The 14805-nt window shown below is 60.5% G+C and carries 10 protein-coding genes and 1 tRNA gene; 4 read left to right on the forward strand and 7 right to left on the reverse strand.

All coding sequences use genetic code 11. The features are described 5' to 3' along the window. Positions 1–146 precede the first annotated feature (146 nt). A tRNA-Gly gene (locus LAN64_03230) sits at positions 147–220 on the forward strand. Between the two features lie 326 nt (positions 221–546). Next, a complete protein-coding gene (locus LAN64_03235; protein ID MBZ5566844.1) occupies positions 547–2343 on the forward strand; it encodes a redoxin family protein in 1797 nt (598 codons plus the stop codon). A gap of 42 nt (positions 2344–2385) precedes the next feature. Here LAN64_03235 and metH read toward each other — a convergent pair whose 3' ends face one another. The 6 genes from metH to LAN64_03265 form a co-directional block, all read right to left on the reverse strand. Beyond that, complete coding sequence (metH, locus tag LAN64_03240; protein MBZ5566845.1) at positions 2386–5898, reverse strand: methionine synthase; 3513 nt, start codon at positions 5896–5898, stop codon at positions 2386–2388. Positions 5899–5992: 94 nt separating this feature from the next. Beyond that, positions 5993–6535 (reverse strand): NADH-quinone oxidoreductase subunit NuoI, encoded by a 543-nt coding sequence (gene nuoI, locus LAN64_03245; protein ID MBZ5566846.1) that lies wholly within the window; start codon positions 6533–6535, stop codon positions 5993–5995. Positions 6536–6665: 130 nt separating this feature from the next. Continuing rightward, on the reverse strand, positions 6666–7310 hold the full coding sequence (locus LAN64_03250; protein ID MBZ5566847.1) for an SRPBCC domain-containing protein: 645 nt from the start codon (positions 7308–7310) through the stop codon (positions 6666–6668). 57 nt (positions 7311–7367) lie between these two features. Next, positions 7368–7928 (reverse strand): hypothetical protein, encoded by a 561-nt coding sequence (locus LAN64_03255; GenBank protein MBZ5566848.1) that lies wholly within the window; start codon positions 7926–7928, stop codon positions 7368–7370. A 39-nt stretch (positions 7929–7967) separates the two neighbouring features. Continuing rightward, positions 7968–8378 carry a DUF1761 domain-containing protein gene (locus tag LAN64_03260; GenBank protein MBZ5566849.1) on the reverse strand — a complete coding sequence of 137 codons (411 nt, stop codon included), beginning with the start codon at positions 8376–8378 and terminating at the stop codon, positions 7968–7970. A gap of 37 nt (positions 8379–8415) precedes the next feature. Then, positions 8416–9051 (reverse strand): TetR/AcrR family transcriptional regulator, encoded by a 636-nt coding sequence (locus tag LAN64_03265; GenBank protein MBZ5566850.1) that lies wholly within the window; start codon positions 9049–9051, stop codon positions 8416–8418. Between the two features lie 598 nt (positions 9052–9649). On the opposite strand from LAN64_03265, the gene lon reads away from it, so the two are divergent. Further along, positions 9650–12097, forward strand: coding sequence for an endopeptidase La (lon, locus tag LAN64_03270; GenBank protein MBZ5566851.1), 2448 nt, complete (start codon positions 9650–9652; stop codon positions 12095–12097). Between the two features lie 62 nt (positions 12098–12159). On the opposite strand, the gene LAN64_03275 is transcribed toward lon, so the two are convergent. Further along, complete coding sequence (locus LAN64_03275; protein ID MBZ5566852.1) at positions 12160–13125, reverse strand: sel1 repeat family protein; 966 nt, start codon at positions 13123–13125, stop codon at positions 12160–12162. Positions 13126–13155: 30 nt separating this feature from the next. On the opposite strand from LAN64_03275, the gene LAN64_03280 reads away from it, so the two are divergent. Further along, positions 13156–14793 carry a hypothetical protein gene (locus LAN64_03280; protein ID MBZ5566853.1) on the forward strand — a complete coding sequence of 546 codons (1638 nt, stop codon included), beginning with the start codon at positions 13156–13158 and terminating at the stop codon, positions 14791–14793. The last annotated feature ends 12 nt before the right edge of the window (positions 14794–14805 follow it).

Raw genomic sequence — 14805 nt, forward strand, 5'->3', positions numbered from 1 at the left:
GAGGAGTCCTGAACTGACGCACGATTATATAGAGGCTCTCGGCAATCGGCTCTCCGTCATTAGGTGCGGATTGCGCACAAGCGCCATCCGGCGGGGCGCGGGTGGGTAACCTTTGGTACACTATCAAGCGAAGGCGTGCTGCACGAGCGGGGTTGGTATATCGGTCGTGCCCAGGCTTCCCAAGCCTGTGAAACGGGTTCGACTCCCGTACCCCGCTCCATCCTCCTTCTCAGCGCACTCTGCCTCTCTGCGCCCCCTGCGTTGACCTCCCTATTCGGCAGCGGTTTGGCCGAATGCGCCGATGCCTGCGATCAGCTTCAGCACGCCTGCACTAAGCCGGCTCTACATGCCAGGCGGCTAACGCGGCTTGGTTGGCGCTTGGGTTGGGGGTATCCTTCTTCGTCACGGAGGTCACTCATGCGTACGGCCTGCGTCCTGGTGCTTCTATTCTCGTCTTGGTCTTGTTTTGCGCAATCGTCGGCACTTGTTGTTGCCCCATCCTGCCCTGTTGTCAGATCCGTGGATAGGCCCGGCACGAAAGAGATTGTGGTGAGCTACGACCCGCGCAATCCTGGCGCCACGATCAAGAGCCCGCAACGTCCGGTTCTCAATTTTGCGATCAACACACCCTATTACCACAAGGTTGCCACGGCCCCGCTGGCACGTCGCGACGACGGCGTGTGGCAGGCGACGATTTCGCCGGGCGAGCGGGATTTGTGGCTTTTCTTGATGTTCAGCGTCAAGGACGAAGCTGCGGGTCAGCTTGATGACAATTCCAGGCAGTATTGGGACGTTGTGTCTTGCCTTTCCAACGGCCAGCTACATTTCCAGGGGGTAGAGTATCGTGCTGCCAGCTACACGGGCGTGAAGTTCGACAACGGCATGGCGCGCCCCAAGGACTATGCCAAGGCAATGAGTGCGTTGGAGCCGACCTTGAATTCGGCCGCCCCGGCTCGCTTCAACGCGTTAGCCGACTACTGGGAGTACAAGGTCCGCCGCGACGGCGACAACGATGCCGCATGGACAAGGATTGCAGAGGAAGTTGAACAATTTCTGGACGAGCACAAGCTGGACAAAAGCGCACTGATCGGCGCATCCAATTTCATTTTACATAGCGAGAAGCGCTTACCTTCCACGCTTTATCCCAAGCTGATGGAGTATCTCGAACCGCTTGACCCGGCGATGGCCGCCAGGATCGACTCATCGGAAGGGTTGAACCGCATCCGCCGGGAGCCCGACTTACACAAGCGCGCCGATGTTCTGCGAGACTACATCGCCAAGCATCCCGCTGACTCGCAGAAGGGTTGGGCGACCGACGAACTGTTCCAGCTCTATTGGAGACTGCATGAGGTCGCCGCTGCGGAAGCGATGTATGAACAGCGCGCTACCGAAGAGCCGAATTGGCCCGACAACTATGCCAGTATGGCGGCGGTGTATATCGACAGCGGGGTCAAGTTGCAAGAGGCGATGGGCCTGCTCGATAAAGCCGAGCAACTGATGAAGGCCAATCCCTCCTGGTTTCAAAGTCGGACTCACAACTGGATGTTCGTGTTAGTTCCAGACCCGAAAGAGACAGAAGCTGAGCTTGCGTTCTGGCGTGCCCGCGCGTATCTGCTGCAGGGCAAGGGCGCTGCCGCCGCCTTCCTCGCGGACAAAATGCTGGAGTACCGGAAGGACTCAGCGACCTACTTTGTGGTCGCGCAGGCCTATGAAGCAGCCGGCGACAGGCAGAAGGCGCTGGATGCGTATCTACAGGCCATCGTGACGCCTTCAACCGAACATGAAAAGCAGCTCGATTCTATGGAAAAGTTTTGGTTAACAGCCCGCCTCGGCTCCAGAGAAGAATTGCAGCAGCGGATTGAGACCCTTCAGCAAGAGCGCTTCAAAGCCGAAAAGTACGTGCCGATTCTTGTGAACCGTCGGTTGCCCGAGATCGAATTCCTTACGCTTAAAGGCGAGAAGCTTGGCAGCACTGAGATGCGCGACAAGACCGTGGTGCTGAACTTGTGGTCCACTTCGTGCGGGCCCTGTATCCCCGAACTGCGCGGATTCCAGGAACTTCAGGCGAAGCATCCCAACCTTGTGGTCGCTGCCCTGGCGTTTAACTCCTCCAACGATGCCGTCGCCAAAATCATCAGCGAGCAGAAGCTGGACAGGTTGCGCGTGGCGATTGGCGACACTCTGCAGACGAAATTTCCTAATTTCGGTTTCCCGACGACGTATGTCATTGACCACGGCAGCATTCGTGTCGAACATTTCGGCGCACTGAATAATGTTGTTGCATACTTGGAGGCCGATCTGTCAGCACTCGCGAAATCATCGTCACCTGGCGTAAAGCCCTGACTCATGCCCCGGCTGCTGCCGATTGCTGTAGCGGGCTGCTTCTCACGCCACGAAATACTTTGCTGCCGGATGGTGCACCACGATCGCCGAAGTGGACTGCTCCGGATCGAGCATGAACCCCGTCGTCAGCCGCACCCCGATGGTCTCCTCCGGCCGCAGCAGATGGAACAGCTTGGTTTGATCTTCCATGTGCGGGCAAGCCGGGTAGCCGAAGGAATACCGCGACCCGCGATATTTCTGGTGGAATAGGTCGCTGATCCGCGGCGCGTCTTCGCCCGCGATTCCCAGCTCCTGGCGCATGACGCGGTGATGCAATTCGGCCAGCGCCTCCGCCGTCTCCACGCTGATCCCGTGCGTATACAGATACCGCGTGTACTCGCCGCCATGAAATAACCTCTGCGTCAACTCGCTCGCCTTGTGCCCGATGGTCACCAGCGACAGCCCGATGACATCCATCTGGCCGCTGGATTTCGGGGCAAAGAAATCCGCGATGCACAGCCGCCGCCCTTCGCGCTGGCGAGGAAACGTGAAGCGTTCCAGTTCCTTGCTGTCGAGGGTCGACGGTCGACGGTCGACGGTGTCGTGCCCGTCCACGCTGGCTGCGAGCGAAGCGGGATCGTACACGATCACATCATTGCCCTCGCTCTGCGCCGGCCAGTATCCCCACACCACCTTGGGCTCGAACCATCCTTCGCGAATGATCTCTTCTTCCAAACCGCGCAGGATCGGCCGGTACTTCTCCTCCACCACCCGCACGTAATCTTCCTGCGATGCCGTTTTCAACTGCCACTGGTTCTTGAACAGCGCCGTCTCATTGGTGTACTGAAACACCTCGCGCAGATCGAAATCCTTCTTCACTCGCGCGCCCCAGAACGGAGGGCGGGGAATATTCGGCGCCGGCCCGACCGCCGCACTGCGTTCCGTGGAGACGTCCGCCTCCGCCGCTGCCGCTGCCGCCTTCGCGAACTCCTTTGCGACGCGCCCCTCCGCCAGCCGCGTTTCACGCTTCTTCTCCGACTGCGTCAGGTCATCCATGACGTGCAGCCCGTCAAATGCGTCGCCGGCGTAGAACACCGCTTCGGAATACTCCCGTCGCAAATCGTCTTCTACGTACTTCCGCGTCAGCGCCGCACCGCCGCAGACCACCGGGAACTTCAGCCCTTGCTGCTGCAAGTCCTGGATAACGTACTTCATCTCCAGCGTGGACTTGACCAGCAGCCCGCTCAGTCCGATCACGTCCGCCTGGTGTTCCTGCGCCGCCTTAATGATGGTGTCGGCCGGCTGCTTGATCCCCAGGTTCACCACCTTGTAGCCGTTGTTGCTGAGGATGATATCCACAAGGTTCTTGCCGATGTCGTGCACGTCGCCCTTCACCGTGGCCAGCACCATGATGCCCTTCTCGCGGCCGGCGACCTTCTCCATCTTGGGCTCCAGGTAGGCCACCGCCGCCTTCATCACCGCCGCGGAATCCAGCACCGACGGCAACTGCATCTTGCGTGCCCCAAACAGATCGCCCACCGTGCGCATGCCGTCCAGCAAAACATTGTTAATGAGGTCCAGCGGCCTATATGTGTGCAGCGCGTCGTCCAGTACCATTTCCAGCGACTGCTTGGCTTCGCCCTCGCCGATCGCCTTCTCTCCGTGCACGATGCAGAACTTCAGCTTGTCCTCCACCGACAGCGACTCGACGTGGACTTTCTCCTCCACCGTCTTTTCGCGCCCGGCGAAGAACGCCATGTAGTTCTGCAGCGGATCGCCCTGCGACCGGTCCTGGTAAATCAGCTTGCGCGCGATCTCCACCTCGGCGTCCGGGATCTTGTATAGCGGATAGATTTTCGAGTAGTTCACGATCGCCATGTCGAGGCCGTAATTCACCGCCTCGTGCATGAACACCGAGTTCAGCACCCGCCGCGGATAGGTCGCCAGTCCGAATGAAATGTTGCTTACCCCCAAAATGGTCTTGACCTCGGGCAGCTCTTCTTTGATCCGCTTCACCGCCTTCAGCGTCTCCATCCCGGCGGTGCGGTACTCCTCCTGGCCTGTCGAAATGGGCAGCGTGAGCGCATCGAAAATCAAATCCACCGCTCGCATCCCGTACTTCTCGGTTGCCAGCTTGTGAATCCGCTTCGCGATCGCAACTTTCTTGTCGGCGGTGAGCGCCATGCCCTCTTCGTCGATGGTCAGCGCGATCACCGCCGCGCCGTAGCGCTTGGCCATGGGCAGCACGCTCGACGTACGCTTCTCGCCGTCCTCCAGATTGATGGAGTTGATGATTGCCTTGCCCGGTATGCGCTTCAACGCCTCTTCCACCACATCGGCCTCGGTGGAATCCACCAGGATGGGCGCCGGAACCCGGGTCGCGACTTTCTCCAGCACGTTGCTGATGTACTTCTTCTCGTCCTCGCCCACGATCGCGCAGCAAAGGTCGAGCATGTGCGAGCCCTCGCTTGCCAGCTTTTTCGCCAAGGCAAGGATGTCGTCGTACTTGCCCTGCTGCAGTAGGTTGCGGAAGGCAGCCACGCGCGTGGTGGCGTTCATCTCTTCCGCCACGATCAGTGGCTTGGGATCTAGATCGAGCGGCACCATGGAGTACGCGCTCGCCGCCGCCGCCGTCGGCTTTACTTCCCGCTTCGCCGGTTCCAGGCTGGCGCACACCTCCGCCACCTTTTTCAGGTGCTCCTTGGTCGTGCCGCAGCAGCCGCCGACGATCCGCACCCCGTACTCGGTAATGAACAGCTTGTGGTACTCCGCCAACTCTTCCGGCCTGAGCGCGTACACCGCATGCCCACCGACGTTCTGCGGCAACCCCGCATTCGGCAGCACCGAAACTTGCTTCGGCGAGTTCATGCCCAGGTAGCGCACCGCATCGTTCATCTCTTTGGGCCCGGTAGCGCAGTTCAGGCCGATGGCGTCCACGTCGAACGGCTCCAGCGACGTCAGCGCCGCGCCGATCTCGGTGCCGAGCAACATCGTGCCGGTGGCCTCCAGTGTGACCTGCACCTGCACCGGCAGGCGCTTTCCCGCCTGCTTCATGCCGTCAAAGACCGCCGCCAGCGCCGCTTTCGCCTGCAACAGGTCTTGGCAGGTCTCGACCAGCAGGATGTCCACCCCGCCTTCGATCAGCGCCAGCACCTGTTCCAGGTACGCGGACGTCATGTCGTCATACGATATATGTCCCAGCGACGGCAGCTTGGTCGTCGGCCCGATCGAGCCTGCCACGAAGCGCTTGCGCCCGTTGGAAAACTCCGCCGCCACCTCGCGCGCCAGCCGTGCCGCCGCCCGGTTGATCTCCCCGACCTTGTCTTCGAGCTGGTATTCGCCCAGCACGATCCTGGTTGCCCCGAAAGTGTCGGTCTCCACCACGTCGCACCCGGCCTGGAAGTAACCGGCATGGATGTCGCGGATGATGTCCGGCCGGCTCAGCACCAGCAGCTCGTTGCAACCCTCTTTGCCCCAGTAGTCGTCCACCGTTGGATTCTTCGCCTGGATGGAAGTGCCCATCGCGCCGTCATAAATGACCACGCGCTCCCGCACGCATTGCAAGAAATCAGACATATCTCGTGAATTGCCAGTGTACTAAATACATGAGGCGGTAATAAAAAGCCCGACTTTTCGCCGGGCTTTCTGAAACCGAAACTGAAACTGAGAATCAGGTTTTCGCCGGCACGTCGCTAAGCATCTTCAACGCGGGATTCTTGTCCACCTCGGCGCGGTTGAACACCGCATTGGCGCCCAGGTGGGCCGGCATGGGCGCCAGGAGTTGCTCCTTGCGGTACACGAGGCTGCTGGCGTTGAGCGTGGCAAGTTCAAAACCATGCCCGTGCGTAATCGCGTCCGTCGGGCACGCCTCCACGCAGTATCCACAGAAGATGCAGCGATTGTAATCGATATTGTAGACGCGGGCGTAACGCTCGGCGCCGGAGACGCGGTGTTCGGCGGTGTTCTCGGCGGCCTCGATGTAAATGCAGTTCGAGGGGCAGGCGGCGGCGCACAGGAAGCAGGCAACGCATTTCTCCAAGCCGTTCTCGTCGCGCTGCAGAACGTGGACGCCGCGGTAGCGCTCCTGGAATTGCGCGCCGCGCAGCAGTCCTTTCCCGTCGGGATAGTTCTCGACAATCGTGGGCTGGAACAATTCCCGCAGGGTGACGCTCATCCCCTTGGCGACTGCCGCCAGATCCTTGAACACCGCCATAACCAATCAGTATAAATTACACCTCGCGTTCGCTGACAATTGCCAAACTGCAGAATTGAAAATTGCCGAACTGAGAAAATGAGACAGTTTTTATTTAATTCGGCAATTCGGCAGTTCTGCCATTCCGCAGTCACTTCCACTGTCGCGGGCCGACCTCGAAGCGCTTGTAGAGTTGGCCCAGGACGTAGGCGTTACCGGTCTGGAAGAACTTGTAAACCTTGTCCCAGTCTTCGCCCGTCTGCCAGCCGGTCATGATCTCGGAGACGCGCACCTGGCCGTTGCCCAGGTCCTTGATCGTCAAGATCGCGTTCAGCCGTTCGGCGGTGGCGACGGACTCGGGAAAGATCTGCGTCCCCAGCTTGACATGGATGGCGACCATCTCCAGCGGAACGTAGGCCAGGACCGTGTTGTAGATAGTGCCCGGATCGCCGATCTTCGCCGCCGGATTGTAGTTGGTGTAGTAATGGCCGCCGGTTTTCATCTCCACGTCCGTGACCGGCGCGACAAAGCTGCGCAGGCCCTCGGAGGTGCTCACCGCCTCCCACACGAGTCTGGGTGTCACGTTCGGGATCACGATCTCCAGCCGCTGCACGCGTTCGCCATTGGGCGCGACGAAAGAAGTGTCGGTGGTCTTGGCGGTGTAGTCCTTGTCGGGGAGGGACTCGTGCATCTTGGACACGTCGAGCTTCGGTTGCTCGGCAATTTTCTGCTCCTGCGCGCAGGCACCGGCAACCAGCCACATGATCGCCAGCGCCGTCGTAGTCGTTCTTGTCATAGCCATCCTCATGGAAAAAGTTTTCGCTTAGCGGTTTTCGGTTGTCGGTTGCGAGCCTTATTGCCTAGGCGGCGTATCGCCCTTCGGCGCCGGATCGCCCTTTTCGACGTAGTTTTTGAAACGAGTGAACTGCTGCGTCAGGACCTGATCCACCGGGCCAGCCAAGGTGTTCATGCCCGCGGGTAGGTAGCCGGTGACTGCGTACCTGATCTCGAGCTTAGTGCCGCCGGCGGCGGACAATAGACGAAAGCTCATGCTGCCGGTGGCCGCGATTGACTGCAGCGGGCCCAGGCCGCCGGTTATCACCAGCATCTTTCCGGGCATCAGCATGACCACTTGCATATGGCGCACGGCTCCGCCGTTGGGCAACTTCTCGCACCAGCAGCCCATCGGCCTGGGGTCGATGCTCATGTTGCGGGCGTCACCGGAGAAGGTGTGATCGGAGCCCCACCAGCTTCCGACGGCGAGCAGGCGCTGGTACACCGTCTCCGGCGGAGCTTGAAGGTTGAGCGTCGTCTTGTAGGTGAATCCGTTGGCGGCGGAGTCGGCGATTTCGGCGGAGGCGTAAGCCTGCGCCAGTGCGACGACGATCAGAGTGAGCAGGACCGCTCGTTTCATAGAAGCTCCTTCTGATAGATTCACTGCTCAGTACGAGTTCTATTGCCGCCAGGCGCCCAGAATGAGGCCCATTACGACAAACGCAACCGTCATGTACCCGGCGTTGATGGCGACGTACTTCCACGACCTGCGTTCGAACAGGGCAATGATGGCAATTCCGAGTGCCACCCACCCAAAGCCGGCCAGAAAGCCCGCGGTTGCGCCCCACAACGCGGTTGTCTTCGGTTCGGCAAGAAACATGGCGAGATTGGCTGCCATCAGAAGCGAGAGCACAAACGCAATTCCGAAGATCTTGCCCATGCTGCTTTTGCGCAAGTCCTCGTTGCTGAAATTGTTGGCTGCCATCCACGCCCGTCCGAACATCACCGGCGAGTACCACAAACCACCGAGCACGAAGGCGGACACGGCGGCGGTGAACACTGCGATCCAATTGACATGTTGCATGGGCATGCACTTCTCCTTTGTTGATGATGGCCGTCGGCTATGGCTACCGTACTTCTGTCAGCAAGTACCCAAAATACGTCCGCAGATTCGCGATCGAAGCATCGTAAAACGATATGTCACGGTGTGTGCGCGCCTGCATCACCGCGCCCTCCATGGTGGTCAGGATGAAGGTGGCCAAAGCGTTGCGGTCCATGCTGGCGGGCAGCCGGTCGGCCGCCTCATCGAGACAGTCGCGCATATGGTCGCGCCAGGCAGCAAAGTTTTCCGCGATCTTCTCGCGAGCCGCGGGCGAATGGCGTGCCACCTCCAGCGCCAGTTTCCCCACCGGACATTCGTAATCGAGGTCAGTCATTATGAGCCGCTGGCGGTAGTCGGCCAGCACGGCGAAGATGCGCTCGATGGGATCGACCTCGCGAACGAATGCCGGCTCCATCACGACCGGGTACAGCAGAGTCTTGAAGAACTCCAGTCCCGCCACCAGCAGGTCGTGCTTGTTGTCGAAGAAGTAGTACAGGCTGCCGCTATTGACGCCGGCGCGCTTGAGGATCTCGGCGACGCTGGTGGCTTCGTATCCTTGCGTGGTGAACAGTTCCATGGCGGCTATAAGCAGGCGTTCGCGCGTCGAAACCGCTTCCGGCGGCTGACGGGGCTTGTCGCGAGCAGCGCTTGCATCATACATTGAATTGACCGTTCAACTAAGTACTATGACGCGTCGGCGATGTCAATGTCAATTTCGTCCCTGATACTCGGATTCGGGAACAGGCTTGACCAGTCTAGCGGCGGCAACAAGTGTACGTAATCTACTGACAAACAGTGACATACTTCGTTTTCGCAAGCGGCAGGATGATCCTTGCCTGCGCCTGTCGCGAATTCGCGTGCCGCCGTACAGGGACGCGGCGTGGCAGCCGTGGGAGCAGACTGCACTCGGCAAGGGCCTGGCGCGATCGACAGTGGCGTGTCCACAACACTTACAAGGAGCTTGCAAGCATCGGAGCGGGAGTCGTTCCAAGGTGGGAAGGGAATCAGAAATCGCACTTTGGATACGTTGCCGCAGGAGGCGGCCGGGAGTAGAATCCGGGCTTCGACAAAGCCAGCGGTTAGCGGCCAGCGGTTAGTGTTGGCAAGTGTCATTTTCGGAGCTGCTGCCCGAGAGTCGAATCCAGGGCAGGTGAGACCGTCTCGTTGGCAGAGGTCGGTGGGCAGGTTCTTAACCGGCCACGAATCTTTTTCTCAGGGGCGGCATCAAAAGTTGAGTATCATACACTCAAGGGAGTCATATGGCTAATGAAACGCGCACTTTAGAGCGCCACGGCACTCCCGCAGAAGGTGGGCAGGAGAACGGAAATCTGCCCGTGCTGCCGGTACGCGACACGGTGCTTTTTCCTCATGCCGTACTGCCGTTGACGGTGGGCCGGGAGAGCTCGGTGCAACTGATCAACTCGCTGGGCGAGGACAAAACCATCGTCGTAGTCGCGCAGCGCGAGGCGAGGGTAGATTCGCCGCAACCTGTGGATCTGTACGCCATCGGCACGCTGGCGGTGGTGCACAAGGTCGTCAAAATGCCCAACCAGAGCCTGTTTGTCTTTGCCGAGGGCCTGGACCGGGTGCACTTAAAGGAATACTCGCAACTGACGCCGTTCATGCGCGCCAGTGTCGAGACCATTGCGGAAATCCCGGCAAGAAACGGGTCGGAGGAAGAAGCGCTGCAGCGGAATGTGCTGACCCTTTTCCAGCAGATCGTGGCCGGATCGCCGACACTGTCGGACGAGCTGTCCACGGTCGCGATGAACATCGAGGAGGCCGGGCGTTTGGTGGACTTTATCGCCAGCTCACTGCCTACGCTGTCCACCCGCGACAAGCAGGAAATCCTGGAGACCGCCGACGTCCGTTCGCGTCTGGACAAGATCAACCAGCACCTGGCGAAGGAGCTGGAAGTGATGCAGCTGCGCAACAAGATCCAGAGCGAAGTGCAGGACCGGGTGCAGCAGACGCAGCGCGAGTTCTACCTGCGCGAGCAGATGAAGGCGATCCAGAAGGAACTGGGCGAGTCCGACGAGACCACGCGCGACTCGGAAGACCTGAAACAGAAGATTGAACAGGCCGGCATGCCCGACGACGTCAAGAAAGAAGCCCTGAAGGAATTGGGGCGGCTGTCGCGCATGTCGCCGATGGCGGCCGACTACAGCGTTACCCGCAACTACATCGAGTGGCTGGCAGTGCTGCCGTGGAACAAGTCTTCGGGCGTGGAAGTGGATATCCTCAAGGCGAAGGACATCCTGGACACCGATCACTACGACCTGCAGAAGGTCAAAGACCGAATCCTCGATTACCTCTCGGTGCGCCGGCTGAAGCCCTCGATGAAAGGGCCGATCTTGTGTTTTGTCGGGCCCCCGGGTGTAGGCAAGACGTCGCTGGGCAAGTCCATCGCGCGGGCGCTGGGACGCAAGTTCGTGCGCCTGTCGCTGGGCGGGGTGCACGACGAGGCCGAGATTCGTGGCCACCGGCGCACTTACATCGGTGCGCTGCCGGGTCAGATCATCCAGGGCATCCGCCGGGCGGAAACCAATGACCCGGTGTTCATGCTGGACGAGGTGGACAAGCTGGGACGCGACTTCCGCGGCGATCCGGCGTCGGCGCTGCTGGAAACGCTCGACCCGGAGCAGAACTACACCTTCCGCGATAACTACCTGGACGTTCCGTTCGATTTGTCGAAGGTGCTATTCATCACCACCGCGAACCAGCTCGATCCGGTGCCGGACCCGCTGCGCGACCGCATGGAGATCATCGAACTCCAGGGTTACACCGAGGACGAGAAGGTGCACATTGCGGTGCGCTACCTCATCAAGCGGCAGACCGACGAGAACGGCATTACGCCGGAACAGATCGAGTTTCCGGAAGCATCCATCCGGCACATCATCCGGCACTATACGCGTGAGGCCGGGGTGCGCAATCTGGAGCGCAACATCGGCACCATTTGCCGCAAGAAGGCGCGGCGCATCGCCGAAGGCAAGCACGACAAGCTGGTGGTGACGCCGGAGGTGGTGCGCGAGTTCCTGGGCGGAGAAAAGATTCGCGTGGACACCGAGATCGCCGAGCGGACCAAGCGTGCAGGCGTGGCGGTGGGACTGGCGTGGACGCCGACCGGCGGCGACGTCCTGTTCGTCGAAGCCAACAAGATGAAGGGCAAAGGCGGATTCACCATGACCGGACAGCTCGGCCAGGTGATGCAGGAGTCGATGCAGGCGGCGCTTACCTGGGTGCGCTCCAACGCCGGCAAGCTGGGCGTCAACGAGGACTGGTTCAAGGACCACGACATCCACATCCACGTGCCGGCGGGCGCCATCCCGAAGGATGGGCCCTCGGCGGGCGTTACCATGACGACCGCGCTGGTGTCACTGCTGACCGAGCGCCGGGTGCGGCCGCTGACCGCCATGACCGGCGAGATCACACTCAGCGGAAACGTGCTGCCCATCGGCGGCATCAAGGAGAAGTTTCTCGCCGCCAAGCGCGCCGGCGTGCAGACCGTAATTATCCCGGCGGACAACAAGACCAACGTCGAGGAAGACCTGACGCCGGAGCAGTTGCAGAATGTGGACGTGAAGTACGTCACCACCATTGACGAAGTCCTGGAAGTCGCTCTCCCCACCAGCAAGGCGGAGGAGAAACAGGACGCGCAGAAACGCGACGAGGTGCTGAGCGGCGGCGTCCCCGTGTCGGCGAATTAACAGCAGGGGTTAGGAGTTAGCGGGCCGCGTTGCGAGACGCCGCCCGTTCTTGTCTGCGATCGTTAGTGGCAGAACTGCTGCTTGTCGAGGGGCGGCGGAGACGGAACGCGGTCAAACTCGCCGTCCCATCCGGTGCAGCCGTGCGCGATCACTGTACGCGCAGATTCTCTTTCGCGCCGGCGAACCTCCGTCTTGGCCTCTTCCACGCGTACCTTGCCCAACTCAGTTTCCAGCGACTGCAGCTCGGGATAACGTTGGTATTCTGCGTCGCCCGCCATCACTAGCCAAATGTAAGCCTCGACCTTGTCCTGCTTGATCGTGCCCCGGCCCTTTGCCAAAAGCTTCCCGAGCTCGTACTGCGCTTGCGGAAGGCCCTGCTGCGACGCCTGTTGAAACAACTCTGCCGCTTTCCCGTAATCGTTCTTTTCCAGCCTGATCCAGCCCAGCAGAAATTGCGCGAACGGGTTGTTCGCGTCAGAGGACTTCTGCAGCCATGGGATGGCGTCATTGACCCCCAGCGGCGGTACAACACCCTGGTAGATCATTCGCCCCAGCAGCCACGCTGCCAGCGGATCGCCCTGCTGCGCTGACTTTTGGTACCAATCCATCGCCTTCCTCGGTTCGCTGGCGACGCTGAATCCTGATTCGTAGATGTAACCCAACGCCACTTGTGCCGGGGCGTAGCCTGTGTCCGCTGATCGGCGAAACAGTTCGATCGCATCCCGGTCGTTGCGGTTAAAGCTGCTGCCGCGAATCATGTTCATGGCCTGTTCATACAATCGCTGGCCTTCGGACGGGCTCGAATTTTCCTGCGATTGGGCCGATGTGAAGTTGAGTAACAAAAGGAGAAGGATTGTGTATGCGGCGAGCTGTCGAATCATGGCCGCCTCTCGCTGCTTTGCAATGAAGGATGCCGCCAATTGTACCCCGCCGCACAAGGCCGGAGCAGTGACATGGGCCAATGTAAATTTGATATTTGAAGGGCGCCGCATACGACGATCGGCCATCGACCATCGACCGTCGGCCATCGACTGTTTCTGTGCTAGTGTTTCACTTACATGCTGCTCACCAAGGCCCCGGAACAAGCCCAAGCTGAGGCGGATCTTGCCGGCGCGCAGCCGCGACCGCCGATCACGCGCGAGCGGATTCCATTTGTCCTTTGCCAACTGCTGGTGCTGGGATGGGTGGTGCGCGACCTCGCTGTGCACGCCGAGGCCATCCGACGCCACGTCGGGCTTCCGTTCCAGGTGGACTATGAAGAGGGCAACATCCTCAATGCGCTGGTGCGGATCACACATGGCCTCACGCCGTATCCCGATCCGCACGCCATTCCCAACATCCTGAACCCGTATGGGCCGGTGGCGTATTACCTGTTGGCCGTGCCGGTGAAGTTGTTCGGCGTTTCGTTTCTCTGGCCGCGGCTGGTGATCGTGGCTTGCGTGGCGGCGATCTGCTGCTTTGTCGGCCTGACCGTAGCGCGGCTGACAGGTTCGGCGCTCACCGGACTGGCCTTTGGGGCGATGTATGGAACACTGCCGGTGGTGGAGTCCTGGAGCGCGGTGCTGCGCGTGGATTTCCTTGCGCTGGCACTGAGTACGACGGGCGTGTACCTCTTTATCCGGGGCTTAGCCACAGAGGACACAGAGGGCAAAGGGGCATCCGTCGTCGATGGCGTCACCAAATCCGACAAAATCGACAATCGACAATCGACAATCGGAAATGCTTTTTCTCCCTCCGTGTCCTCTGTGGCTAAGCCTTGGTTTTCATCGGCGGCGCTGTTCGTGGCCGCGCTGTTTGTGAAGTACACCTACGTTGCCGCGCCCGCGGCTTGCTTCCTCTACCTGCTGGCGCAAAGGAGATGGAAGCCGGCGGCTTGGTTCGCCGGTTTCGCCGCCGCTCTTGCGGCCGCGCTGCTGCTGCTGTCGGTGGCAGCCACGCGAGGCACGATCCTCACACATCTGTTTCGCACCCATGCCGACCTGTTCTCTACCGACGTTTACCTTGTGCGCATGACCGGCATCATCGCCATGTGCCGGGTGCTGGCCGTGCTGGCGGCGGCGTGCCTGATCCCCGAACTTCTGCAGCGCAGCCTCTCCGTACCCGCGCTCTGGCTGCTGATCGCCAGCGGCACGGCGGTCACGGCGGGCAAGGTGGGCTCCAATTGGAATCATTTTCTGGAGTGGCCGGCGGCGCTGTGTCTGTGCGCGGGAATTGGTTGGACGAAGCTCACGCGAATCCGGCCACGCGTGCTCGCAACCGTGGCGGGGCTGGCCGCGACGGCGTGGCTGTGCATCTTCCTGTGGCGCGAGCGCTCGCTGCCCTTCAATCCCTACGCTACCGTACAGGACTGCTCGCAAGCGTACGCCTTCGTCAAGCAATATCCCGGGGACCAGGTACTTTCCGAAAACGTTGGCGCGCTGGTGCTGGCGGGCAAGACGGTCTGGGTTTCGAATCCGTTCGTGTACACCCAATTGGTGATGCGCGGCGGATGGCCCGACGCAGGGCTGGAACGCATGGTGCGCGCTCGCCGGTTTGATCTGATTGTTGCGCAGTGGAACTACCCGGCCTATCCCAGCTTCATGAGAAACGGGGCGGAGCGCTTCTCCTCCCGTGCGGTGAAGGCAATCGCCGAGAATTACCGGGTGGTGCAGATGTACGGCTGCACCGATGCGCGCGTTATGTTTGAGAGGAAGTAATCGGCAATCAGC

It is taken from the genome of Terriglobia bacterium (genome assembly GCA_020073185.1).
Taxonomy (GTDB): Bacteria; Acidobacteriota; Terriglobia; order Terriglobales; family Acidobacteriaceae; genus JAIQGF01.

What these genes read in the sequence shown, in the direction of transcription:
- metH (MBZ5566845.1), bottom strand. Translation starts at nt 5,898, where the DNA reads ATGTCTGATTTCTTGCAATGCGTGCGGGAGCGCGTGGTCATTTATGAC.
- nuoI (MBZ5566846.1), bottom strand. Translation starts at nt 6,535, where the DNA reads ATGGCGGTGTTCAAGGATCTGGCGGCAGTCGCCAAGGGGATGAGCGTC.
- LAN64_03250 (MBZ5566847.1), bottom strand. Translation starts at nt 7,310, where the DNA reads ATGACAAGAACGACTACGACGGCGCTGGCGATCATGTGGCTGGTTGCC.
- LAN64_03255 (MBZ5566848.1), bottom strand. Translation starts at nt 7,928, where the DNA reads ATGAAACGAGCGGTCCTGCTCACTCTGATCGTCGTCGCACTGGCGCAG.
- LAN64_03260 (MBZ5566849.1), bottom strand. Translation starts at nt 8,378, where the DNA reads ATGCCCATGCAACATGTCAATTGGATCGCAGTGTTCACCGCCGCCGTG.
- LAN64_03265 (MBZ5566850.1), bottom strand. Translation starts at nt 9,051, where the DNA reads ATGTATGATGCAAGCGCTGCTCGCGACAAGCCCCGTCAGCCGCCGGAA.
- lon (MBZ5566851.1), top strand. Translation starts at nt 9,650, where the DNA reads ATGGCTAATGAAACGCGCACTTTAGAGCGCCACGGCACTCCCGCAGAA.
- LAN64_03275 (MBZ5566852.1), bottom strand. Translation starts at nt 13,125, where the DNA reads ATGGCCGACGGTCGATGGTCGATGGCCGATCGTCGTATGCGGCGCCCT.
- LAN64_03280 (MBZ5566853.1), top strand. Translation starts at nt 13,156, where the DNA reads ATGCTGCTCACCAAGGCCCCGGAACAAGCCCAAGCTGAGGCGGATCTT.